The sequence below is a fragment of the Pseudomonas sp. TMB3-21 genome (assembly GCF_054898145.1).
The window spans coordinates 3,846,629-3,867,320 of the sequence record NZ_CM142718.1 but is presented as its reverse complement, the minus strand read 5'-3'; the positions used below and the strand labels follow the sequence as shown (position 1 = coordinate 3,867,320).

Genomic DNA, 20,692 nt, shown 5'->3' with positions numbered 1-20,692 from the left:
CTGATGCGTACAGTCCTCGCGCTGGTGACCTTACTGGCGGCAGTGATTGCCGGCGTGACCATCGGTGAAACGGCCATTGAGCCGGGCGTGGTGTTTCAGGTGCTCGCGAACAAACTGTGGGCCGCCGGTCATGTGCTCGACCCGATCGATGAAGGCATCGTCTGGAATTACCGCCTGACCCGCGCCCTGGTCGCCGCGGCCTGTGGTGCCGGGCTGGCGACGTGCGGGGTGATTCTGCAATCGCTGTTGCGCAACCCGTTGGCCGATCCTTATCTGCTGGGCATTTCCGCCGGTGCCTCGACCGGCGCCGTGCTGGTGACGCTGCTGGGCTTGGGTGCGGGGCTGATTTCGCTGTCAGTCGGCGCGTTTGCCGGCGCGGTGGCAGCCTTCGCGGTGGTGGTGTTGCTGGCGCGGGCCAGCGGTGCGCCGGGGCGAACCGGGCAGATTATTCTGGCGGGGATCGCCGGCTCGCAGTTGTTTAATGCGCTGACCGCGTTTCTGATCACCAAGTCGGCCAGCGCCGAACAGGCGCGCGGCATCATGTTCTGGCTCTTGGGCAATCTCAGCGGGGTGCGCTGGCCGTCAGTGTGGCTGGCGGTTCCAGTGGCGTTGGTCGGTTTGCTTGTTTGCCTGTGGCATCGGCGCACACTCGACGCCTTCACGTTTGGTGCCGACTCGGCCGCCTCGCTAGGCATCGCGGTGCGTCCCGTGCAATTTCTGCTGATCAGTTGCGCGGCGCTGGTGACGGCGGTGATGGTCTCGATTGTCGGCTCGATCGGCTTCGTCGGGCTGGTCATCCCCCACGCTGCGCGGCTGTTGTTGGGCACCCAACATGCCCGCCTGTTGCCGGCCAGTGCGCTGGGGGGCGCGGTGTTCCTGATTGCCGCCGACATCCTCTCGCGCACGCTGATCAAAGGCCAGGTGATCCCGGTGGGCGTCATCACCGCGCTGGTCGGCGCGCCGGTGTTCGCGCTGATTCTGATCGGCCGAAGGAATGCGCGATGAATGCCGTGCAGTCTGTTGGCGACGCCGTGTTGCGATGTGAAGGCCTGGGGTTTCATGTTCGCGACGTCGAGCTTTTGCACAACGTCAATCTGGAGGTGCGACGCGGCGAAACCCTGGGCATTGTCGGGCCCAATGGCTCGGGCAAATCCACCCTGCTGAAACTGTTGGCCGGTTTGCGCATCCCCGGCCGGGGCGCCGTCTACCTCAATGGCAAAACACTCAAATCGGTGGCGCGACGTGCGATTGCGCAGACCCTCGCCGTGGTCGAGCAACAGGCCGATACGCTGGACACCATCAGCGTATTTGACGCCGTCGCCCTCGGCCGCACGCCCTGGCTGTCGGCCTTGCGCCCATGGTCGAGTGAGGATGACGCCATCGTCCAGCAGGCGTTGCGCGATGTCGATGCGGCGCATCTTGAAAGACGCAGCTGGCACAGTCTGTCCGGCGGCGAACGCCAACGCGTGCACATCGCCCGCGCACTGGCCCAGCGTCCACAGATTCTGCTGCTTGACGAGCCGACCAATCACCTGGATATCCAGCATCAACTGGCGATTATGCAAGTCGTGCAATCGTTGCCAGTGACCACGCTGATCGCCCTGCATGACCTGAATCAGGCGTTGAGTTGCGACCGTCTGGCGGTGCTCGAACGCGGGCGTCTAGTGGCGCTGGGCAAACCACTGGAAGTGCTGACGCCCCACCGTTTGCGCGAGACATTTGGCGTGCAGGCGCACTACCTGGTCGACCCGTTCGACGGCGCGCAGATTCTGCGGATCAGGCCGGCTTGAAGCCGGTGTGAAGCAAATAGCGCTGCCCTCCCCCTCACGGGAAAGGGCAGACACTGGTTTCAGGAGTGGTTGATGTCGCGGTCTTTGGTTTCCGGGAGGAAGAAGATCCCGAGTACCGCTGTCATCAGGGCGATCACGATCGGGTACCACAGGCCGTAGTAGATGTCGCCGGTCGCGGCAACCATCGCGAATGCCACGGTCGGCAGGAACCCGCCGAACCAGCCGTTACCGATGTGATACGGCAGCGACATCGAGGTGTAGCGAATGCGCGCCGGGAACAGTTCCACCAGCCACGCCGCGATTGGCCCGTAAACCATGGTCACATAGATCACCAGGATGGTCAGCAGGAGCAGCACCATCGGATAGTTGGTTTTCGCCGGGTCGGCTTTCTCCGGGTAACCGGCTTCCTTAAGCGCACCACCCAAGGTCGCGATGAAGGCGTCGTTGCGAGCCTTGAAATCGGCGCCCGGCATGTCGGTGCCTTCGAAGCTCGGGATGACCCTGTCGCCAATCCGTACTTGCGCGACTGTTCCCGCCGGCGCTTCTTCGTTCTTGTACGGGATGGCTTTCCTGGCCAACTGGGTCTTGGCGAGGTCGCAGGAGCTGGTGAATTTGGCCTTACCCACCGGGTCGAACTGGAACGAACACTGGTTGGGATCAGCAATCACCGTCACCGGGTTCTTCGCCTGCGCGGTGAACACATCGGGGTTACCGTACTGGGTCAGCGCATGGAAGATCGGAAAGTAGGTCAGCGCCGCAAGAATGCAGCCGGCCATGATGATGCCCTTACGCCCGATGCGGTCCGACAGGCTGCCGAAAATCACGAAGAACGGCGTGCCGATCAGCAACGAGCCGGCGATCAGCAGGTTAGCGGTCTGCGCGTCTATCTTCAGGGTTTGCAGGAGGAAGAACAGCGCGTAGAACTGCCCGGTGTACCACACGACTGCCTGGCCCGCAGTGCCGCCAAGCAGCGCCATGATGACAATTTTCAGGTTGTCCCAGCGGGCGAAAGACTCGGTCAGCGGCGCCTTGGATGACTTGCCTTCGGCCTTCATTTTCAGGAACACCGGCGACTCGCTCAGTTGCAGGCGGATATAGACCGAGACGATCAGCAGCAGGATCGACAGCAGGAACGGTATCCGCCAGCCCCACGCCTCAAAAGCTTCAGTGCCCAGAATGGTGCGGCAGGTGAGGATCACCAGCAGCGACATGAACAGGCCAAGGGTCGCGGTGGTTTGAATCCACGAGGTGAAAAACCCGCGGCGGCCCTTGGGTGCATGCTCGGCCACGTAGGTCGCCGCGCCGCCATATTCGCCACCGAGCGCCAGGCCCTGCAGCAAGCGCAAGGTGATCAGGATGATCGGCGCCGCAACCCCTATCGTTGCGTACCCCGGTAGAAAACCGACGATGGCGGTGGAGACGCCCATAATCACAATAGTGATCAGGAAGGTGTGTTTGCGCCCGATCATGTCGCCCAGCCGGCCGAACACGATGGCGCCGAAGGGTCTAACCGCGAAACCTGCAGCAAATGCCAGCAGCGCAAAGATGAACGCCGTTGTCTCGTTGACGCCGGCAAAGAAGTGTTTGGCGATGATCGCCGCGAGGGAACCGTACAGGTAAAAGTCGTACCACTCGAACACCGTGCCCAAAGACGAGGCAAAGATGACCTTGCGCTCCTCTTTGGTAATCGTGTGTTTGGGCGTGCTGCCTGTAGAAGTGTTGTCGATTGCGGCCATGGGTCATCTCCGTCTTTCTTGTTGTAGGCCGGAGTACCTCACTACCATTTGCCGCACCCAGGCCCCAGGGCTGATGTCATCGGATTACGGTGTGCGCGAAGCGTGCAACAGGCAAAAGGCCTTGCATCGCTGCAAAGCCTTTGAAGGAAGCATAATCATGTTCTGCCAGATATCCACTCGCCATCATGCGTAAATCCGGGCCATCGTCTGGAAATCGGTCAATTTCCCTGACAAAAGCCCTGTCAGCCTGGGGTGCGTGCCGCGTTTGCGGTGATTCAACTCACGGCTGGCGGCTGCTGACGCTTTGCGCGCCCTGCTCGAACATGGCTTCGAAACGCGGCTTGTTCGCGGCGTAATAGGCAGCCACGGCTTTATCCGAAGACGTTTCACGTGCCTGCATCATCAATGCTTCGAGGTCAGCCTGGGGGATCGAATAGTGAGCGAAGAAGTACGCCACTTCCGGGTACTGCGCACTGAAACCCTTGCGCGCCACGGCGTGAATCTGCTCGGCGCCGCCGAAAATCTTCTTGGGGTCGTCAAGGTAGCGCAGCGACCATTTGGAGAACATCCAGTGCGGGCTCCAGGCGTTGACCAACGACCATTTATTGCGTTTGAGGTTGCGATCCAGCTCGTTGAGCATGCCGCTCTCCGAGGACGCCACCAGCTTGTAACCGGTGAGTTTGTATTCCTCGATGGCCTGGACCGTGAGCTTGTACTGGCCGTTACCGACTTCCGAGGTGAGGATCTTGCCCTCGAGCTTTTCCCTGACCGCCGGCTTGTTGAGGTCCTCGACGCTGGAGATTTCGCTGATCGGGATCGACGTCGGCACGGCCATGCCGATGCGCCCTTCATAGAGAACGCCGAGGTCTTCCAGGCGATCCTTGTGCTTGTCGTAAAACGCCTTGTGGGTGCTCGGTAGCCAGACCATCGGGATCAGATCGATGTTGCCGTTGGCCAGCGCCTGAAACTGGATGCCGATATCGGCCATGACCAGTTTGACCGGTTGCTTGAGGTGTTCCTGCAACGCGGTAGTGGCCAGTTTGACGGTGATTTCGGTGTCGGACCAGTTGACCCAGCCAATGCGGATCGGCGGTCGATCGGCGGCGTGGGTCCACGTGGCGCTGGCGGCCAGAACCAGGCCTGCCAGGCAAGCGCTGGCTACTTTTCGATACGGCGAATGAGCGTTCATCAGGCGTCTTCCTATTGGGATGGGATAGGCAGCTTGCTTCACTTGAACGGCCTTACGGTCGTGATGGCTGCAGTCTCGGGCTGCTTCATCGTCGGGGCCTCGTGACTTTCGTCGCGGCCCTTTCGAAGCTGATCTTATGCCCGGCTTTCAAGCCACGCAAGAGAAATGTACACGTGTGTCAGCGATGATTGACACCCGTGTACATTTATCCTAGTTTCAAGTCGCCGAGTCTGATGATGCCCAACCTGGAGCGCCTCTGAAATGTCCAGTGATCCCCTGCTGCAACCCTATAAAATCAAGCACCTGACCCTGCGCAACCGGATCATGACGACCGCGCACGAACCGGCGTATCCCGTGGACGGCATGCCCCAGGCGCTGTACCGCGCCTATCACGTCGAACGTGCAAAGGCCGGCGTTGCCCTGACCATGACGGCGGGGTCCGCCGCGGTATCGCGAGACAGTCCGCCGGTGTTCAACAACATCCTTGCGTACAAGGACGAGGTGGTGGGATGGCTGAAGGACCTGACGGACGAATGCCACGAACACGGCGCGGCGGTGATGATCCAGTTGACTCATCTGGGTCGCCGCACGCGGTGGGACAAGGCTGACTGGTTGCCGGTGGTTTCACCCTCGCACCGGCGCGAGGCGTCGCACCGTTCGTTCCCGAAGAAAATGGAAGACTGGGACATTGAGCGCATCATCAAGGACTACGTCGACGCTGCCGAACGCATGCAAGCCGCAGGGCTCGATGGCTTGGAATTGCAAGCGTACGGGCATTTGATGGATCAGTTCTGGTCACCGCTGACCAACGACCTCGACGGCCAATATGGCGGGTCGCTGGAGAACCGCATGCGCTTCACCTTCGATATTTTGCGCGGGATTCGCCAGCGCGTCGGCGAGAATTTTCTGCTCGGCGTGCGCTACACCGGTGATGAAACCCTGCCCGGTGGTTTCAACGCGAGCGAGGGGCTGCAGGTTTCGCACATGCTCAAGGACAGCGGTCTGGTTGATTTTCTCAACGTGGTGCGCGGGCATATCGATACCGATGCGGGCCTGACCGATGTGATCCCGATCCAGGGCATGCGCAACTCGCCGCACCTGGATTTTGCTGGTGAGATTCGTTCGGCAACAGGCTTTCCGACGTTCCACGCGGCAAAGATTCCTGACGTTGCCACTGCGCGCTATGCGATCGCTTCGGGCAAGGTCGACATGGTCGGCATGACCCGCGCGCACATGACCGATCCGCACATCGTGCGCAAGATCATCGAGAAGCGCGAGGAAGACATTCGCCCGTGTGTGGGCGCCAACTATTGCCTGGACCGCATCTATCAGGGCGGCGCCGCCTATTGCATTCACAACGCGGCGACCGGCCGCGAAACCAGCATGCCTCACGACATTGCCAAGGCGGCGCTCAAGCGCAAAGTGTTGGTGATCGGCAGCGGCCCGGCGGGACTGGAAGCGGCGCGAGTCGCGGGCGAACGCGGGCATGACGTGACCGTGCTGGAGGCGGCCGACCAGCCCGGCGGGCAGATCCGCCTGACGGCGTTGAGCGAACGGCGCCGCGAGATGATCGGTATCATCGATTGGCGTATGGCGCAGTGCGAGCGGCTGGGGGTGAAATTCCACTTCAACACCTGGGCCGAAGCCGACACCGTGCTGGCGCATGAGCCGGATGTGGTGATCGTCGCCACCGGCGGCTTGCCGCACACCGAGGTGTTGCGCCAGGGCAATGAGCTGGTGGTGTCGACCTGGGACATTATTTCCGGCGACGTAAAACCGGGGCGCAATGTGCTGATTTTCGATGACGCTGGTGATCATGCAGCGCTGCAGGCTGCGGAAGTTATTGCGCGCAGTGGTGCGACTGTAGAAATCGTTACACCGGACCGGTCGTTTGCGCCCGAAGTGATGGCCATGAACCTGGTGCCGTACATGCGCAGTCTGCAGGACCTGGACGTGACGTTTACCGTAACGTATCGGGTCGAGTCGGTGGAACGGCGCGACGGCAAACTTGTTGCGACGTTCGGCAGCGATTACGGAGCAGTGAACAAGCAGCGCGTGGTCGATCAGGTGGTGGTCAATCACGGGACAATTCCGCTGGACGACCTGTATTTCGAGCTGCGCCCGCATTCGCGCAACGGCGGCGCGGTGGAACACCACGATCTCATCGCCGGCCACCCGCAAAACATCATCACCCACCCGCAGGGCCTGTTTCAATTGTTCAGAATTGGCGACGCGGTGGCTGCACGCAATACCCATGCAGCGATTTACGATGCGTTGAGGTTGGTGAAAGACCTCTGAGCGAATGGGTCCCGGCAGATCACATTTTCTGTCCAGGCCACATATCTGCAGGAGCGAAGCTTGGTCGGGGCGGCGTTCCGACGATGGCGGCGGGTCAGGCAACATCGATGCTGACTGTGCCGGCCTCATCGCGAGCAAGCTTGCTCCTACGGAATTGTGTTCGAGCGCAAATCCTCTGCACGCCGCCGATCTACCGTAGGAGCAAGCTTGCTCGCGATGGCGGTGGGTCAGGCAAATTGATGCTGACTGTGCAGGCCTCATCGCGAGCAAGCTTGCTCCTACGGAATTGTGTTCGAGCGCAAATCCTCTGCACACCGCCGATCTACCGTAGGAGCAAGCTTGCTCGCGATGGCGGCGGGTCAGGCAACATTGATACTGACTGTGCCGGCCTCATCGCGAGCAAGCTTGCTCCTACGAAATTGTGTTCGAGCGCTAATCCTGTGCACGCCGCCGATCTGCCGTAGGAGCAAGCTTGCTCGCGATGGCGGTGGGTCAGGCAACATTGATACTGACTGTGCCGGCCTCATCGCGAGCAAGCTTGCTCCTACGGGATGGTGGTAGGCCACAAATCCTCTGCACACCGCAGCTCCTACGCAATTGTGTGCGACCGCAATTTCAGGGGTGGTTACAGGCCTTTACGGGCCAGGTCCGCGCCTTGCTTCACGGCATTCCCGATGATGCTTTCGATGTGCTGATCGGTCATCGCTTGCAGCGCCGCTGCGGTGACGCCGCGGTAGGCCTCGAGGGTTTCGAGCATCTGCAACGGGTCGTTATCGGCCAGCAACTGCCCGCCGCCGACCACCACGCCATGGGCGGCGCGATGGGCGATGGCTTCGGGAATACCGGCGAGAATCGCCTGGCTGACCAGCGCTTTGTACAGCAGCGCCGGAAACGCCGGCCCGGTACCCGACAAAGCACTGAGGTAGTCGATGCAATCTTCGTTCGGCACTTCATCCGCCGTGCCCACGCACTCGAACATCTGCTGCACAAATTGCCGATCGTGTTCATCCAGCGCGCCGGCACTGAACCACGGGGTGTACGACTGGCGTATTTGCACCGCAGCATTCGGCATCGCCCGAACCACCCGGTCTGCTCCGGTAGCTTCGCAGATCAAAGAGGCAGGCACACCCGCCATCAGCGAGACGACCGTTTTGCCTCGCGCATGGATCGTCAACTCGCGAAACTGCTCGGGCCTGATCGACAGAACGACAATGTCACTCAGGTCCACCAACTGCTGATTATCCGCCAGTACCCGCACCTGCGGCCCGAACGTGCCAGCACCCGAGCGATTGGAAATCAGCAGACGATCGGCACTCACGACGCTGCGCTCCAGCAGCGATCTGGCAATCGCCCGCCCCAGCATCCCGGTGCCGCCAATAATCCCCAGCGTCTTATTCTGCATCGGGATCCGCCTGCGCAAAGGTGTCGACCAGTGCCACAAACACCCCAGGCTCTTTCTCCGCATAACCGAACTTGCCGAAAAAGCGGTCGAGCTCGCGCCGCTTAGGAACCTTGCCGGTAAACACACTGACGTACTGCGGAATGCGCCGAAACCGCACAATCACGTCTTCGTTGGTTTTCATGGAGATGTAACCGATCTGCGTCAGGTAAATCGTCCGCGCCCGTGTGTCAGCGGCCTCAGGCTCGTAGCCAAAACGGCGGAACATCGCCGCCAACGCGTTGATCCGCGCCTCGTCGGCGCGCGCAATTTCGGCGGTTACCTCCTCAGACTGCAGAGCCCAACTGCGCACCGCGAATTCGAATTGCGAGTCGAACAACTCAGGATTCAGCCAGCATTCGAAAACGTTGAGGATCGCTTCGCTAATGCTCTCCGCATAGCTCTCGCTCTGGGTAAGCAGCCCGCCGGTGTTCTTGTCGCGCCAGCGTGCCAGCAGCGCGGCCAGCAGCTGTTCGCGGTCTGAATAAAACCAGTAGAAACTGGTGCGCGACAGGTTCAGTCGCTTGGCTAGCGGCATCACGCGCACCGCGTCGACCCCGGATTCCTTCAGCGCTTCATAGGCTGCATCCAGCCAGCCATCGACCGAGCCGCGCCATCCCGCATCCTGCGCCTTGGTGCGCGTTTTTGCTGCTTGCGACATGTTCGGAATCCACCCTGAAACAGAAATTCTGCCCCACTTTACCGCGCGGACTCCATTGCGTACACAACCTGTACACCGACGTACATTTTCTCGGCAAACTCAAACGCTCGCTTGCGCTACCTTCGCCTCGCGTCCTTTGAAGGCCAGGCCGAAACAGAAAAATATCGCCAGGGCAAAACCCGCCGGGAACAGCCAGATGCTCTTCCAGTCATGTCCGTCGGCCATTGCGTAGTGGTCGGTTACCTGCCCGGCCACCCAGAAACCGATCAGCATGCCCAAGCCATAAGTCGCCAAAGTAATCAGCCCTTGAGCCGAACTTCTGAAGCGCTCCGACGCTTTTGCATCGGTGTAAATCTGCCCCGAGACGAAAAAGAAGTCATAGCAGATGCCGTGCAGCGCGATGCCGGTGAACAGCATGAACGCCAAATCACCGTTATTGCCGAAGGCGAACAGCACATAGCGCAGCGCCCAGGCCAGCATGCCCACCAGCAACGCAATCTTGATGCCGAATCGGTGAATGAACAGCGGCAACAGCAACATGAACAGCACTTCGGACACTTGCCCGATGGCCATCTTCGCGGTCGGATTGGTCACGCCGATTTCTGCCAGAAACGGATTGGCGTTCTGGTAATAAAACGCCAGCGGAATGCAGATCAGGATCGACGCAATGAAAAACACCAGGTAACTGCGATCCTTGAGCAAACCCAATGCGTCCAGGCCGAGCATTTGCTTGAGCCCGCCGCTGCCGGTTTCAGGCGGCAACGGTGCGGTGCGCGGCAGGGTGAAGCTGTACAGACCCAACACCAGTGAAGCAATTGCCGACATCAGGAAAGTATTGCGCAAACCGCCCGAAGAAATGGCCCCCTGCGAATCCCAGGCAAAGACAAAACTGATCACCACGCCGGCCACGATCCAGCCGATGGTGCCCCACACACGGATGCGCGAAAACTCCGCCGCCGGGTCGCTCATCTGGCGGAACGCGACCGAATTCACCAGTGCCAGAGTCGGCATGTAGATCATCATGTAAGCCAGCACGAACGGATAAAAAGTGCTGAAGTCCGGCGCTGCGTAGAGCTGATACAGCAGCACCGCGCCCACCAGATGCAGCACGGCGAGGATCCGTTCAGCATTGAAAAAACGGTCAGCGATCAGCCCGATCACGAACGGGGCGATGATCGCGCCCCAGGACTGGGTCGAGAACGCCATACCGATCTGCCCGCCAGTGGCGCCCAGATTGCTGGCGAGGAAGGTTCCGAGGGTGACGAACCAGCCGCCCCAGATAAAAAACTGCAGGAACATCATGGCGCTCAAGCGCGCTTTCATCGTGGTCATAACGGGTCACCGTCTTATTGTTTTTGTTGTTGGATAATGATGATTGCGGCGCCCGTCAGGCGTCAGGCAATCCCAGCAAGCGTCGATTGAAACCTTCGTCGGATTGCACGCTGACAAAATCGTCGAAAGCCTTTTGCGTCTTGTTGATCATGTGTTGCTCGATGAAGGCAGCCCCTTGCGCAGCGCCCTGCGCGGAGTCCTTCAGGCAGCATTCCCACTCCAGCACTGCCCAACCGGCGAAATCGTATTGGGTGAGTTTGCTGAAGATGGATTTGAAGTCGATCTGGCCATCGCCCAGCGAGCGGAAGCGCCCCGGCCGATCAACCCAGCCCTGATAACCGCCATACACACCGGAGCGCGCGTCGGGGCGGAATTCGGCGTCCTTGACGTGGAACATGCGGATCCGCTCGTGATAGCGATCAATGAAGCCCAGGTAGTCCATTTGCTGCAGCAGCAGGTGACTCGGGTCGTACAGGATCGCGGCGCGTGGGTGGTGATCGACCGCCTCAAGGAAACGCTCGAACGAGGCGCCGTCATGCAGGTCTTCGCCGGGGTGAATTTCGTAGCACAGGTCAACGCCGGCCTCTTCGAAGCAGTCGAGGATCGGCAGCCAACGCTTGGCCAATTCGGTGAACCCCTGTTCGACCAAACCGCTCGGCCGCTGCGGCCACGGGTACAGGTAGGGCCACAGCAGCGCCCCGGAAAATGTCGCGTGCGCGGTCAATCCCAAGCGCTGACTGGCACGCGCCGCCAGCTTCAACTGGTCGATCGCCCATTCGGTCCGTGCTGGCGGCTGACCGCGCAAATGCGCCGGGGCGAAGTCGTCGAACAGTGCGTCAAACGCCGGGTGCACGGCCACCAGTTGGCCCTGCAGGTGCGTCGACAATTCGCTGATCTCGACACCGGCTTGTGCGCATACGGCTTTGAGTTCGTCGCAGTATTCCTGGTTGTCGGCCGCACGGGCGAGGTCGATGAATTGCGTGCCCAGCGTCGGTAGCTGAATCGCCTTGTAGCCTTGTGAAGCGGCCCAGTGAGCGATATTGCTCAAGGTATCGAATGGCGCTTCGGCGGACATGAATTGCGCGAGAAATATTCCCGGGCCGCGCAGGCCTGGCTGTGCAGTAGCGTTCACGGTTGGGTGCTCCGGGTGCGTGGGCAGACCAGGTCGGTCCACTTGGTGTTGCCACGGTGATTGGCGATTGCCGCTTCGATGAACGCCATGCCGCGCAATCCGACATCAATGCCGGGTACGCCGGGCGCCTCATTGCCGGTGACCTTGCTGCGAATGGCCGTGGCGAAATCGCCGTAGAGATTGGCCATGGCTTCCAGATAACCTTCGGGATGGCCTGCAGGCAGGCGCATCCGCTGGGTTGCGGCTTCACACAGCCACGGCTGGCCGACACCGGAACGCAGGACGCGCATTGGCTGATCGAGGGCACGATGGATCAGGCTCGCCGGTTCTTCCTGGCGCCATTCAAGACCGCCCTTTTCGCCATAAACACGGATCTTCAACGGGTTTTCTTCGCCCGCGCAAACCTGGCTGGCGATCAGCACACCGCTCGCGCCGTCAGCCATCTTCAGCAGCATGGCGGCGTCATCGTCCAGTTGCCGGGTGGCTACATGGATATTGAGCATCGCGCACAATTGCGTGACCGGTTGATCCGCGACGAACTCGGCCAAGGAAAAAGCGTGGGTGCCGATGTCGCCAATGCAACCGCCCAAGCCGGAATGCTCCGGCTGATCGCGCCAGCCCGCCTGCTTGTTGCCCTGCCCCGCGACATCCTCGCTCAGCCAGCCTTGCGGGTATTCAACGATGACCTTGCGCAGGGTGCCAATCGCGCCATCGCGAACCATCTGCCGTGCCTGCCAGACCATCGGATAACCGAGGTAGGTGTGGGCCAGGCCATAAAGACGTTTGCTGTCTTGCACCACTGTTTTCAGCGCAAGCACCTCGGCCAGGTTCAGTGCCGCGGGTTTTTCGCTGAACACATGGAAGCCCGCTTTTAATGCCTGAGTGGCAATTGGTGCGTGCAGATGATTGGGCGTGACGATGATCAGCAGTTCCATGCGCTGCTCGGCCGGCAGCGCGGATTCGCTATCAAGCAGCTGCTGCCAATCGCTGTAACAGCGTGAAGCCTCAAGCCCAAGCTGCGCACCGGTGCTTTGGTTGTTGCACGTATCGCGACTGAACGCGCCGCACACCAGCTCGAAACGCCCGTCGAGACCGGCCGCCTGACGGTGAGCCTGGCCGATGAAGGCGCCTTCGCCACCGCCGACAAACCCGATTCTTATTTTTGCCACTGGAACATTCATCGCAACGCTTCTCTGTTTTTCCGGCAGTTTCAGGCTTAAGCTCAGTTGACGATGTAACCGGTTACATCATGGGCGAAATTTAAGCTGAGTTTTACGGGGTGTCAAACACTGGCTGGCCAACGCCGGCACATTTCAGGCTTCTGTGTCGCTGCGTTAAACTCGCCGGCCGCACTGTGTTCAACGAGGTGAACTTGTCCAATATCCGTGAAGTAGCCCGCCTTGCCGGGGTCTCGGTGGCGACGGTATCGCGAACCCTGAAGTCGCCGGAACGGGTGCTCCCGGAGACGCGGGACAAGGTCAATGCCGCTGTGGAACAGGCTGGCTATCGTCCGAATCTGATGGCCGTGCAGTTTCGCTCGCGGCGCACCGGCAATCTGGTGATCCTGGTGCCGGCCATCGCCAATACGTTTTTCGCCCGGGTGATCAGCGGCGCGCAACAGGCCGCTCAGCTCGCCGGCTATCGGCTGTTGCTGTGCGATACCCAGGGGCGCGAAGAAATCGAACGGGAATTCGCCGAGCTGGTGTACGCCCATCAGGCCGACGGCGTGATTCAGTTGCGCGCCTATGACCCGTTCGAAGCGCCCTTCCCCAGCGCCGAAACCCCACCGATCGTCAATGCCTGCGAAGTGATTCAAGGCGGACGCCACCCCACCATCAGTCTCGACAACCGCGCCGCTGCCAAGGCAATGACCGAGCACCTGATTGAACTGGGCCACCGCCGCATCGGCCTGATCAAAGGCCCCAAAAGCAGCCCGCTGACCCGCGACCGCGTGGCCGGCTATCAGGATGCGTTGCGCGAGGCGGGTATCGCCAGCGACACCGGCCTGATCTGCCACGGTGATTTCACTTTGAAGGCCGGTCAGGACGGCGCCGCTGAAATGCTCGCCCTCTCCGACCGCCCCACGGCGCTGTTTTGTGAAAACGATGAAATGGCCATCGGCGCGTTGAAGCGCATCAAGCAATTGGGCCTGCGCGTGCCCGAGGACATTTCATTGGTGGGCTTTGACGACATTCCTTTCGCGCAATACTGCGACCCGCCGCTGACGACCATTGCGCAACCGGCCGAAATTTTTGGGCGCAAAGCCGTGGAAATGCTGATCGCGCTGATCGAGAAAAAGCCGCTTGAACAACGGCATGTGATCCTGCCCTTCGAGTTGACCTTGCGTAACAGCACGGCGGCTGTCAAAGCGCGCGACGATCAGTCACCGGGGCGTGTTGCTCCATCAACTCGGCGATCCAGTCGATGAACACGCGCAGTTTGAGGCTGATGTGCCGATTCGGCGGGAAGGCCACGTACATGGGCATCGGATCGAGTCGCCAGTCCTCGAACAACGGCACCAGTTCGCCTCGCGCGACGTGCGCCCTGGACATGTAGTCGGGCAACCACAACACGCCCATCCCGGCCAGGCCCGCCGCGAGGTAGGCATTGCCATCGTCAACCGCCAACACGTAGCGCCCGTTGACGTGAACGCTCTCGTCGCCCCGGCGCATGGCATACGGCAGCGCTTTGCCGGTGCGCGCCCATAAGTAGCCGACGATCCGGTGAGCCGAATCCTCGAGCGCCTGCGGGTGCATGGGCGTGCCCAGGCGTTGCAGATAACCGGGCGCTGCGAACACGCCAAGCTGCAGATCACCGATCCGCCGCGCCATCAGCGATTGGTCGGTCAGTTCACCGCCGCGCACCACGCAGTCGACGTTCTCGCGGATCAGATCGACGATCCGGTCGCTGACGCCCATGTCGATCTGGATGTCCGGGTAGCGCGCGTGAAAATCCGGCAGCGCCGGCATCAGAATCATCCGTGCAAACGGGCTGGGCACGTCCACCCGTAATCGGCCGCGAGGCAATGCTGCTGCGGCAGACAAACCCGTCTCGGCATCATCCAGATCAGCCAGCAGTTTGACCGCACGCTCGTAGAATGCCGCGCCGTCGGCGGTTACGTTGACCTTGCGCGTGGTGCGGTTGAGCAATTTGACGCGCAGCCTGGCCTCCAGTTGCTGGACCAGTTGCGTCACGCTGGTCTTGCTCATGTGCAAGGTGTCCGCCGCCTTGGTGAAACTGCCCGTTTCGACCACTCGGGCAAACGCTTGCATCGCATCGAAACGGTCCATTTACATTCCCGGGATTGTTTGAGTTTTACAAACAGTGATGGCTAGAGTTGCTGGTTTATCCCGTGGGTACAAGCCCCTTAAAGTCTCTTCATCGTTAACCGAGGAGACCACAACATGACCAATACCCGCGATGTAGTTTTTCCAGCTGGCCGCCAAGCGCTTTACGAGCTCAACCGTTACTCACCGGCGGTTCGCGCCAATGGCTTCATGTTTGTGTCCGGGCAGGTTGGCAGCCGTGAAGACGGCTCACCCGAGCCGGAACTGGACACGCAGGTACGGCGAGCGTTTCAAAATCTCAACGCCGTTCTGGAGGCAGCCGGTTGTACGTTTGACGACGTGGTGGATGTGACGGTGTTTATCGTTGATCCGGCCTCAAAGTTCGAACAGATCTGGAGCATCGTGCCGGAGTTTTGGGGCAACGCCCCGTTTCCGAATATTACGTGCGTCGGTGTGACCTGGCTGTACGGGTTTGATTTCGAGATCAAGGTAATTGCGAAGTTGCCGCAGGGGTGATGTGGGCGTCTTGCCCTTAGACTGGCGTACGCAAGATCTGTAGGAGCCGAGCTTGCTCGCGATGGCGGGGTGTCAGGCTTCGGTTGTTTTGAGGGTGTACACTCGGTGCCTCGCCCTGGCTGTCAAACGCGGTGCAGTGCGCCTGCGTGATGCATCGCCAGGCGGCCGGTCTTGTCGCTCTTGACCTCGTATTGAGGTTCGTCGCGTGAGGCCGGCCGATGTTTGCCCATGAACTCGACGTCTTTGACGTGCACCTTGGTGACCTTGCCATGGATCTGGCCAGCCTCGGAGTTCCAGTGGACAGCGTCGCCAACCTTGAATGAAGGGGTCATGGTGTTCTCCTGCAGTCACAGCAATGGTCAGGGGATTGCTAAATCCGACACCTCGGGCGGCTGGAACGTTTCAAGATACGCCAACACATCATCGATCTTCTGCGCATCGCTCATGCCCCAGAAAATCATGCGAGTGCCGGGCACCACCGCTTTGGGATCTTCGAGGTAGGCAGTCAGGGTTTCGCGGGTCCAGACGATACCGGCAGCTTTCATCGCGTCGGAGTAGACATAGTCGGTAGTGCTGCCGGATGCCCGCCCGAAAATACCGTTGAGCTGCGGACCAAAGGAACCCCGCGCCGACTCACCCACCTGATGACAACCACCGCAGATCCGCTTGAACAGTTTCCCGCCGTCCTCGGCATCACCGGCAGCGTAGGCCTGCTGGCCGAACAGTGAGGTAATGAGCGCCAAAGTGCAGGTGGTGAGTGAGGCTTTGTTCATGTAGAGGTCCAGATCGGTTGTTCCAAGTGTGCAAAGAATGCCCAAAGTATTCGCCATGTTCTCACACACGAAAACCAAAAAAGCCCCGCAGGCGCAAACCTGCAGGGCTTTTTCTGTGGCTCCCCGGCTTTTCAGCCAGCGGAGTTTTTCACCATCCGCTCGCTTGCAGGCGAGCCAATGCCATTACTGAGCGTTTTTCAACTTGATCACATCGCCGGACACCGTGGTGGTGTAGCCGGTCAGTACGTACGCCCAGAACCAGTTTTCCTGGACCTGGGTGTTGATCAGTGCGTCGCCGCCCTTGGCTTTGATCGCGGCTTCTTGGGCGCGGATGAAACGGTTGTTATGGCGAATCGGGATGCAGCCGAACAGCAGCATGCCGGTGGCGCTCGCTTCGCTATGGCCAATCACGGTGTATTGGCTGGCGTCGTACTGACGGGACTTCATCGGGACGCCGGTGCAGCCTGTCATGATCAAACCCAAGACGCTGACGGCAAGCACTTTGCTGAGGTAATTCACTGAGTAACTCCATGAGAAAACGCCCGGGATCCATCTCTCGGGCGGCGCACACTCTAGCGGAAAAGATGGCCAGATGATATCGCTCGATAGCCGTCCGAGGCACTGGCAGCGACCTTTCTTTGCGCATACCATGCCGCCACTCCTGCCGTCAGAATGTGCTCATGATCAAAGCCAGTTTGCGTAGCCGCCTCACTATATGGTTTGCCGGTTTGTCGTTGCTCACCTTGCTGAGCGTGGGCTTCTACGTCGGCCACATCGCCACCGGGCAGATGAAACAGGCCAGTGGCAATGCGCTCTTGAGCACTGCTCGTTCAGCTTCAGAACTGCTGGGCGCGCAGTTGCACGAACGGCAACTGGAAGTTTCGCTGCTGAGCCGCGCCCCGCTGTTCAGACGTGGCAACCTGGACGATCCGGACATCCTGACGTCGATGGAATTGCGCTCACAATCCCGCGCCGAATATGCCTGGATGGGCGTGGCCGATGCCGAAGGGCGTGTACGCCAGGCGGCGAGCGGCTTGCTGGTCGGCCAATCGGTGCAGGCGCGGCCATGGTTCCAGGCCGGCTTGCGCGGCGCCTACACAGGCGACCCGCACGAGGCTGTTTTGCTCGCCAAGTTGTTACCGGGTAATGCAACAGGCGAGCCGCTGCGTTTCATCGATTTCGCCGCGCCGATTCTCGATAATCGTGGCCAGGTGGTCGGGGTGCTGGGCGCCCACGCGCATTGGAGCTGGGTGACCCGGATCGTCGATTCAGCGGTGCGCAAAGGCGCGATGCCGGACGTCGAAGCGCTGATTGTCGACCACGACGGTAAGGTGCTGTACCCGGAAAATCTCATGGGTGAACAGCTGTCCAACCTGCCGACAATGTCGAGCGACGCCGGCACAACGCCTGGCTGGTCGGTGGGCAACGGCTTCCTCACCAGCATTGTTGCTGTGCCTACGCCGGCGGGCACCGACCTGACCTGGTACATCGCCGTCCGCCAGCCGCTGGACATTGCGCTACAGCCCGCGCGCGTGCTGTTTTACGAACTGCTGATGCTGGGCGTAGCGGCGGCGATTGTCTTCGCCTTGGTCGCCTATTACCTGGCCCTGTCCCTGAGCCGTCCCATCGAGCAACTGGCCAGGTCAGCCCTACGCGTGCAAAACCAGCAAGCCGGGGCGACGTTTTCGCTGAATCACCCGGTACGGGAAATTGCCCAGCTGGGCCAGTCGATGCATGGCATGACTCAATCGTTGCTCGGCAAGGAACGCGAACTGCAGGAGGCCAACGCCTCGCTCGAAGCCACAGTCGCGCAACGCACCGCCGCCCTTACCGAGGCCAACGCCGAGCTGTTGAAACTGGCGACCCACGATGCCCTGACCGGCGCGTTCAACCGTCGACGTTTTGATGAAAAACTGGCCGAGTACAGCCTGCTGTTTCAGCGCACCGGGCGCACGTTCGCCTTGCTGGTGATCGACGCCGACCACTTCAAAAATATCAACGACACTTACGGTCATGACGTCGGCGATGACGTGCTGCGGCAATTGGCCCAACTGATTCAGAGCAGCACCCGCGTCACCGATTTCGTTGCCCGTTACGGCGGTGAGGAGTTCGCAGTGCTGCTGCCGGATATCGAAGCGCCGGAGAGCCCGGAGGTCGTTGCCGAGAAGATACGCGCTGCGATTGCCGGGGCGACTTTCGATACGGTGGGCAAAGTCACCGTCAGCATTGGTGTCGGTCTGGCAAGGCTGTCGGACGGCACCACGACGGCGCTGATCAAGAGAGCCGATCAACAGCTGTATGAAGCGAAGCGCGCGGGACGAAACACGGTGGCGTTCAATTCGGGAGACAGCGGCAAACCGATTATTTCCTGACGCCCGCTGCCGATTTATCAAATCGTCGTTTTCAGGGCGTTGTACCAGTGTGCATAGGGCGTATTGGCAACCTTGTGCCGATTGAAGTCGGGACTGCCGTCGTCCCACCAGACGGGGCCCCGCTCGCCCAGCCCTACCTTGGCGGTTTGCACCCGTGCTCTGGCCGCCTTCATGTGCGCGGGGTCGCCGCTGGCTTTCGCAGCCTTGACCTCACAGCGCGCGGCCATCAATTCGTCGACGAGTTGCTGCCGCGCTTCCTCGCTCAGGGAAGGATCAGAGCAGCGCCATAATTGTTCCTTGACCACAAAATAGCGACCGTCCGGCGTCGTCGGGTTCATCTTCGATACTCCTGTTGCAACGGCATGAACTCGCTCATTCGCGCACAAGGTAGCAGATCGACAATCAGCAGGCGGCATGTGATCCAGATCACATTGCCCTTGATGGACTACGGTTATCAGCACGGACAGGCACTAACCGCAGGCATCCCTGTCTCTAACTGCAACGCATTACCAACCCCCGGTATGAGTGCCGCAGCGGATTGCACCAGCCCGTAGGAAAAGGATTCGTCGATGCCTGGCCGCCAACAGCCGAAGTCACCGCCAACAATCCCGCCTGGAACCGCAGCACCGAAACCGGTCAGGGCCGGCGCAACATTCCGCCTGATCGTCAGCTTCATGCTGCTGGTCATCATGGCCTTCGTAACCGTCGAGGGCTGGCGGATCTGGCGCGACTATCGCTCGGCTTTCGCAACGGCCCGGGGCTCCGTGACGAACCTCGCACGCGCCACGGCCCAACACGCGGAAGATGCCATCCGGCAGGTGGACATACTGACCGCTGCCCTGAGCGAGCGCGTGGAAGGCGACGGCCTGCAAAATATCAACGTCGCGCGTATTCACAATCTGCTGGTTCAGCAATCGAAGATCATGCCGCAGCTGCACGGGTTGTTTGTGTACGGCGCAGATGGCCAGTGGATCGTCACCGACAAGCAAGAGACTCCAGAACCGGCCAACAACGCCGACCGTGATTATTTCCAGTACCACCGCACGCATGACGATCGCAATGTACGCATCGGCAAAGTAGTCAGAAGCCGCTCCACCGACGATCTGATCATCCCTATCTCACGCCGCCTGAATAACCCCGATGGTTCCTTCGCGGGCGTGCTGCTGGGGACAATTAAGGTCAGTTATTTCGTCGATTACTACGGCGACTTCAAGATTGACGACAAGGGCGCGCTGGTTCTGGCCCTGCGCGATGGCACGATTTTGGTGAGACGCCCGTTCATCGAGTCCGTGGTGGGTAAAAGCCTGGCGAACAGTGAGATCTTCAGGCGCTATCTGCCCATCTCCAACGAAGGCGTCGCGGAAGTCAAAGCGGTTGTCGACCACACGGATCGTCTCTACGGCTACCGCGCGCTGAGCACCTACCCGCTTGTTGTCGAAGCCGGACTTTCACGCGATTCGATCACGGCCCCGTGGTGGCGGGACCTGCTGAAATCCGGGTTGGTGCTGGTTTTCCTGATTCTGGTTCTGACGGTCTTCGGCTTGATCGTGCTCAGCCAGCTTCGCCAGAGAATGGCCATGGCCCGTGAGATACGGCACGCGCATCAGGCCATGCGGGAAATGGCGCTGACAGACAGTCTCACTGGCCTGGGCAACCGTCGGCGCCTGGATGCGGCGCTGATCGATGAAATCCGTCTGGCAAAACGTCAGGGCTCAGCGCTCGCGCTGATCATGCTCGATGTCGATCACTTCAAACGCTACAACGATGCCTATGGCCACGCCGCCGGTGATGACTGCCTAGGCGCCGTCGGCCGCGCGATCCAGCAAGCGGTCAAACGCCCCGGTGACCTTGCCGCCCGCTACGGTGGCGAAGAATTCACCGTGCTGCTGCCTAATACCGACAGCGCCGGCGCAGTGCGAGTGGCCGAAGAAATCCTGCAGGCCATTCGTGCACTGAATATCGAGCACTCCGGGCATCCGTTGGGCAAAGTCACGGCCAGCGCGGGCATCACCACGGGGCACCCGGCCACGACTGAGGTGACCTCGGCGACGTTACTCAAATCGGCTGACCGCTGCCTGTATCTGGCCAAGCAGCAAGGCCGCAACCGTTGGTGTTCGGATGACCGGCCGGTTGAGCGATCCAGCGGTGGATAAATGCCGGCCTGGCGC

At 60.5% G+C, this 20,692-nt stretch carries 19 protein-coding genes; 7 read left to right on the top strand and 12 right to left on the bottom strand.

The window, feature by feature from the left end:
* Together ACYZTS_RS17735 and ACYZTS_RS17730 are read left to right on the top strand one after the other, a co-directional pair.
* Positions 1 to 1,005, top strand: coding sequence for a FecCD family ABC transporter permease (locus tag ACYZTS_RS17735; protein ID WP_461996469.1), 1,005 nt, complete (start codon positions 1 to 3; stop codon positions 1,003 to 1,005).
* A complete protein-coding gene (locus tag ACYZTS_RS17730; RefSeq protein ID WP_028622649.1) occupies positions 1,002 to 1,790 on the top strand; it encodes an ABC transporter ATP-binding protein in 789 nt (262 codons plus the stop codon). The genes ACYZTS_RS17735 and ACYZTS_RS17730 overlap by 4 nt, the downstream gene beginning before the upstream one ends.
* Positions 1,791 to 1,849: 59 nt before the next feature.
* Here the strand turns inward: ACYZTS_RS17730 and ACYZTS_RS17725 are convergent, their stop codons facing one another.
* Both ACYZTS_RS17725 and ACYZTS_RS17720 read right to left on the bottom strand, forming a co-directional pair.
* A complete protein-coding gene (locus ACYZTS_RS17725; RefSeq protein WP_461990868.1) occupies positions 1,850 to 3,526 on the bottom strand; it encodes an MFS transporter in 1,677 nt (558 codons plus the stop codon).
* Between the two features lie 280 nt (positions 3,527 to 3,806).
* Positions 3,807 to 4,715, bottom strand: coding sequence for a glycine betaine ABC transporter substrate-binding protein (locus ACYZTS_RS17720; protein ID WP_461990866.1), 909 nt, complete (start codon positions 4,713 to 4,715; stop codon positions 3,807 to 3,809).
* A gap of 261 nt (positions 4,716 to 4,976) precedes the next feature.
* Between ACYZTS_RS17720 and ACYZTS_RS17715 the strand changes: the two genes are divergently transcribed.
* Positions 4,977 to 7,013 (top strand): oxidoreductase, encoded by a 2,037-nt coding sequence (locus ACYZTS_RS17715; protein ID WP_461990864.1) that lies wholly within the window; start codon positions 4,977 to 4,979, stop codon positions 7,011 to 7,013.
* A gap of 625 nt (positions 7,014 to 7,638) precedes the next feature.
* Here ACYZTS_RS17715 and ACYZTS_RS17710 read toward each other — a convergent pair.
* The 5 genes from ACYZTS_RS17710 to ACYZTS_RS17690 form a co-directional block, all read right to left on the bottom strand.
* Positions 7,639 to 8,415 carry a pyrroline-5-carboxylate reductase family protein gene (locus tag ACYZTS_RS17710; RefSeq protein ID WP_461990863.1) on the bottom strand — a complete coding sequence of 259 codons (777 nt, stop codon included), beginning with the start codon at positions 8,413 to 8,415 and terminating at the stop codon, positions 7,639 to 7,641.
* Complete coding sequence (locus tag ACYZTS_RS17705) at positions 8,405 to 9,112, bottom strand: TetR/AcrR family transcriptional regulator (RefSeq protein ID WP_028622644.1); 708 nt, start codon at positions 9,110 to 9,112, stop codon at positions 8,405 to 8,407. Before ACYZTS_RS17705 ends, ACYZTS_RS17710 begins: the two co-directional genes overlap by 11 nt.
* A gap of 99 nt (positions 9,113 to 9,211) precedes the next feature.
* Complete coding sequence (locus tag ACYZTS_RS17700; protein WP_461990860.1) at positions 9,212 to 10,444, bottom strand: nucleoside permease; 1,233 nt, start codon at positions 10,442 to 10,444, stop codon at positions 9,212 to 9,214.
* 55 nt (positions 10,445 to 10,499) lie between these two features.
* Positions 10,500 to 11,519, bottom strand: a complete 1,020-nt coding sequence (locus ACYZTS_RS17695) for a sugar phosphate isomerase/epimerase family protein (protein ID WP_461996467.1) — start codon at positions 11,517 to 11,519, stop codon at positions 10,500 to 10,502.
* A 53-nt stretch (positions 11,520 to 11,572) separates the two neighbouring features.
* Positions 11,573 to 12,757: a Gfo/Idh/MocA family protein gene (locus tag ACYZTS_RS17690; RefSeq protein WP_033050594.1), complete on the bottom strand. Its 1,185-nt coding sequence runs from the start codon at positions 12,755 to 12,757 to the stop codon at positions 11,573 to 11,575.
* 191 nt (positions 12,758 to 12,948) lie between these two features.
* On the opposite strand from ACYZTS_RS17690, the gene ACYZTS_RS17685 reads away from it, so the two are divergent.
* The gene (locus ACYZTS_RS17685) at positions 12,949 to 14,004 is read left to right on the top strand and encodes a LacI family DNA-binding transcriptional regulator (protein ID WP_050483113.1); all 1,056 of its coding nucleotides are present in this window, start codon (positions 12,949 to 12,951) and stop codon (positions 14,002 to 14,004) included.
* On the opposite strand, the gene ACYZTS_RS17680 is transcribed toward ACYZTS_RS17685, so the two are convergent.
* Positions 13,940 to 14,866: a LysR family transcriptional regulator gene (locus ACYZTS_RS17680; protein WP_461990857.1), complete on the bottom strand. Its 927-nt coding sequence runs from the start codon at positions 14,864 to 14,866 to the stop codon at positions 13,940 to 13,942. The genes ACYZTS_RS17685 and ACYZTS_RS17680 overlap by 65 nt on opposite strands.
* Positions 14,867 to 14,980: 114 nt before the next feature.
* Between ACYZTS_RS17680 and ACYZTS_RS17675 the strand changes: the two genes are divergently transcribed.
* Positions 14,981 to 15,379, top strand: a complete 399-nt coding sequence (locus tag ACYZTS_RS17675; protein WP_028622639.1) for a RidA family protein — start codon at positions 14,981 to 14,983, stop codon at positions 15,377 to 15,379.
* A 122-nt stretch (positions 15,380 to 15,501) separates the two neighbouring features.
* Here the strand turns inward: ACYZTS_RS17675 and ACYZTS_RS17670 are convergent, their stop codons facing one another.
* The 3 genes from ACYZTS_RS17670 to ACYZTS_RS17660 all read right to left on the bottom strand — a co-directional run bounded on the left by ACYZTS_RS17670 (position 15,502) and on the right by ACYZTS_RS17660 (position 16,671).
* On the bottom strand, positions 15,502 to 15,711 hold the full coding sequence (locus ACYZTS_RS17670) for a hypervirulence associated TUDOR domain-containing protein (protein ID WP_028622638.1): 210 nt from the start codon (positions 15,709 to 15,711) through the stop codon (positions 15,502 to 15,504).
* Positions 15,712 to 15,738: 27 nt separating this feature from the next.
* The gene (locus ACYZTS_RS17665; protein WP_028622637.1) at positions 15,739 to 16,152 is read right to left on the bottom strand and encodes a c-type cytochrome; all 414 of its coding nucleotides are present in this window, start codon (positions 16,150 to 16,152) and stop codon (positions 15,739 to 15,741) included.
* Between the two features lie 183 nt (positions 16,153 to 16,335).
* Positions 16,336 to 16,671 (bottom strand): hypothetical protein, encoded by a 336-nt coding sequence (locus tag ACYZTS_RS17660; protein ID WP_028622636.1) that lies wholly within the window; start codon positions 16,669 to 16,671, stop codon positions 16,336 to 16,338.
* Positions 16,672 to 16,832: 161 nt separating this feature from the next.
* Between ACYZTS_RS17660 and ACYZTS_RS17655 the strand changes: the two genes are divergently transcribed.
* Entirely contained in the window at positions 16,833 to 18,524 is a 1,692-nt protein-coding gene (locus ACYZTS_RS17655) for a sensor domain-containing diguanylate cyclase (RefSeq protein ID WP_461990854.1), read from the top strand.
* A gap of 17 nt (positions 18,525 to 18,541) precedes the next feature.
* On the opposite strand, the gene ACYZTS_RS17650 is transcribed toward ACYZTS_RS17655, so the two are convergent.
* Positions 18,542 to 18,862: a hypothetical protein gene (locus tag ACYZTS_RS17650; protein ID WP_461990852.1), complete on the bottom strand. Its 321-nt coding sequence runs from the start codon at positions 18,860 to 18,862 to the stop codon at positions 18,542 to 18,544.
* A 231-nt stretch (positions 18,863 to 19,093) separates the two neighbouring features.
* On the opposite strand from ACYZTS_RS17650, the gene ACYZTS_RS17645 reads away from it, so the two are divergent.
* Positions 19,094 to 20,677: a sensor domain-containing diguanylate cyclase gene (locus ACYZTS_RS17645; protein ID WP_461990850.1), complete on the top strand. Its 1,584-nt coding sequence runs from the start codon at positions 19,094 to 19,096 to the stop codon at positions 20,675 to 20,677.
* The last annotated feature ends 15 nt before the right edge of the window (positions 20,678 to 20,692 follow it).

What these genes read in the sequence shown, in the direction of transcription:
- ACYZTS_RS17695 (WP_461996467.1), bottom strand. Translation starts at nt 11,519, where the DNA reads ATGTCCGCCGAAGCGCCATTCGATACCTTGAGCAATATCGCTCACTGG.
- ACYZTS_RS17655 (WP_461990854.1), top strand. Translation starts at nt 16,833, where the DNA reads ATGATCAAAGCCAGTTTGCGTAGCCGCCTCACTATATGGTTTGCCGGT.
- ACYZTS_RS17700 (WP_461990860.1), bottom strand. Translation starts at nt 10,444, where the DNA reads ATGACCACGATGAAAGCGCGCTTGAGCGCCATGATGTTCCTGCAGTTT.
- ACYZTS_RS17650 (WP_461990852.1), bottom strand. Translation starts at nt 18,862, where the DNA reads ATGAACCCGACGACGCCGGACGGTCGCTATTTTGTGGTCAAGGAACAA.
- ACYZTS_RS17710 (WP_461990863.1), bottom strand. Translation starts at nt 8,415, where the DNA reads ATGCAGAATAAGACGCTGGGGATTATTGGCGGCACCGGGATGCTGGGG.
- ACYZTS_RS17665 (WP_028622637.1), bottom strand. Translation starts at nt 16,152, where the DNA reads ATGAACAAAGCCTCACTCACCACCTGCACTTTGGCGCTCATTACCTCA.
- ACYZTS_RS17725 (WP_461990868.1), bottom strand. Translation starts at nt 3,526, where the DNA reads ATGGCCGCAATCGACAACACTTCTACAGGCAGCACGCCCAAACACACG.
- ACYZTS_RS17675 (WP_028622639.1), top strand. Translation starts at nt 14,981, where the DNA reads ATGACCAATACCCGCGATGTAGTTTTTCCAGCTGGCCGCCAAGCGCTT.
- ACYZTS_RS17720 (WP_461990866.1), bottom strand. Translation starts at nt 4,715, where the DNA reads ATGAACGCTCATTCGCCGTATCGAAAAGTAGCCAGCGCTTGCCTGGCA.
- ACYZTS_RS17730 (WP_028622649.1), top strand. Translation starts at nt 1,002, where the DNA reads ATGAATGCCGTGCAGTCTGTTGGCGACGCCGTGTTGCGATGTGAAGGC.
- ACYZTS_RS17645 (WP_461990850.1), top strand. Translation starts at nt 19,094, where the DNA reads ATGCCTGGCCGCCAACAGCCGAAGTCACCGCCAACAATCCCGCCTGGA.
- ACYZTS_RS17670 (WP_028622638.1), bottom strand. Translation starts at nt 15,711, where the DNA reads ATGACCCCTTCATTCAAGGTTGGCGACGCTGTCCACTGGAACTCCGAG.
- ACYZTS_RS17715 (WP_461990864.1), top strand. Translation starts at nt 4,977, where the DNA reads ATGTCCAGTGATCCCCTGCTGCAACCCTATAAAATCAAGCACCTGACC.
- ACYZTS_RS17705 (WP_028622644.1), bottom strand. Translation starts at nt 9,112, where the DNA reads ATGTCGCAAGCAGCAAAAACGCGCACCAAGGCGCAGGATGCGGGATGG.
- ACYZTS_RS17680 (WP_461990857.1), bottom strand. Translation starts at nt 14,866, where the DNA reads ATGGACCGTTTCGATGCGATGCAAGCGTTTGCCCGAGTGGTCGAAACG.
- ACYZTS_RS17690 (WP_033050594.1), bottom strand. Translation starts at nt 12,757, where the DNA reads ATGAATGTTCCAGTGGCAAAAATAAGAATCGGGTTTGTCGGCGGTGGC.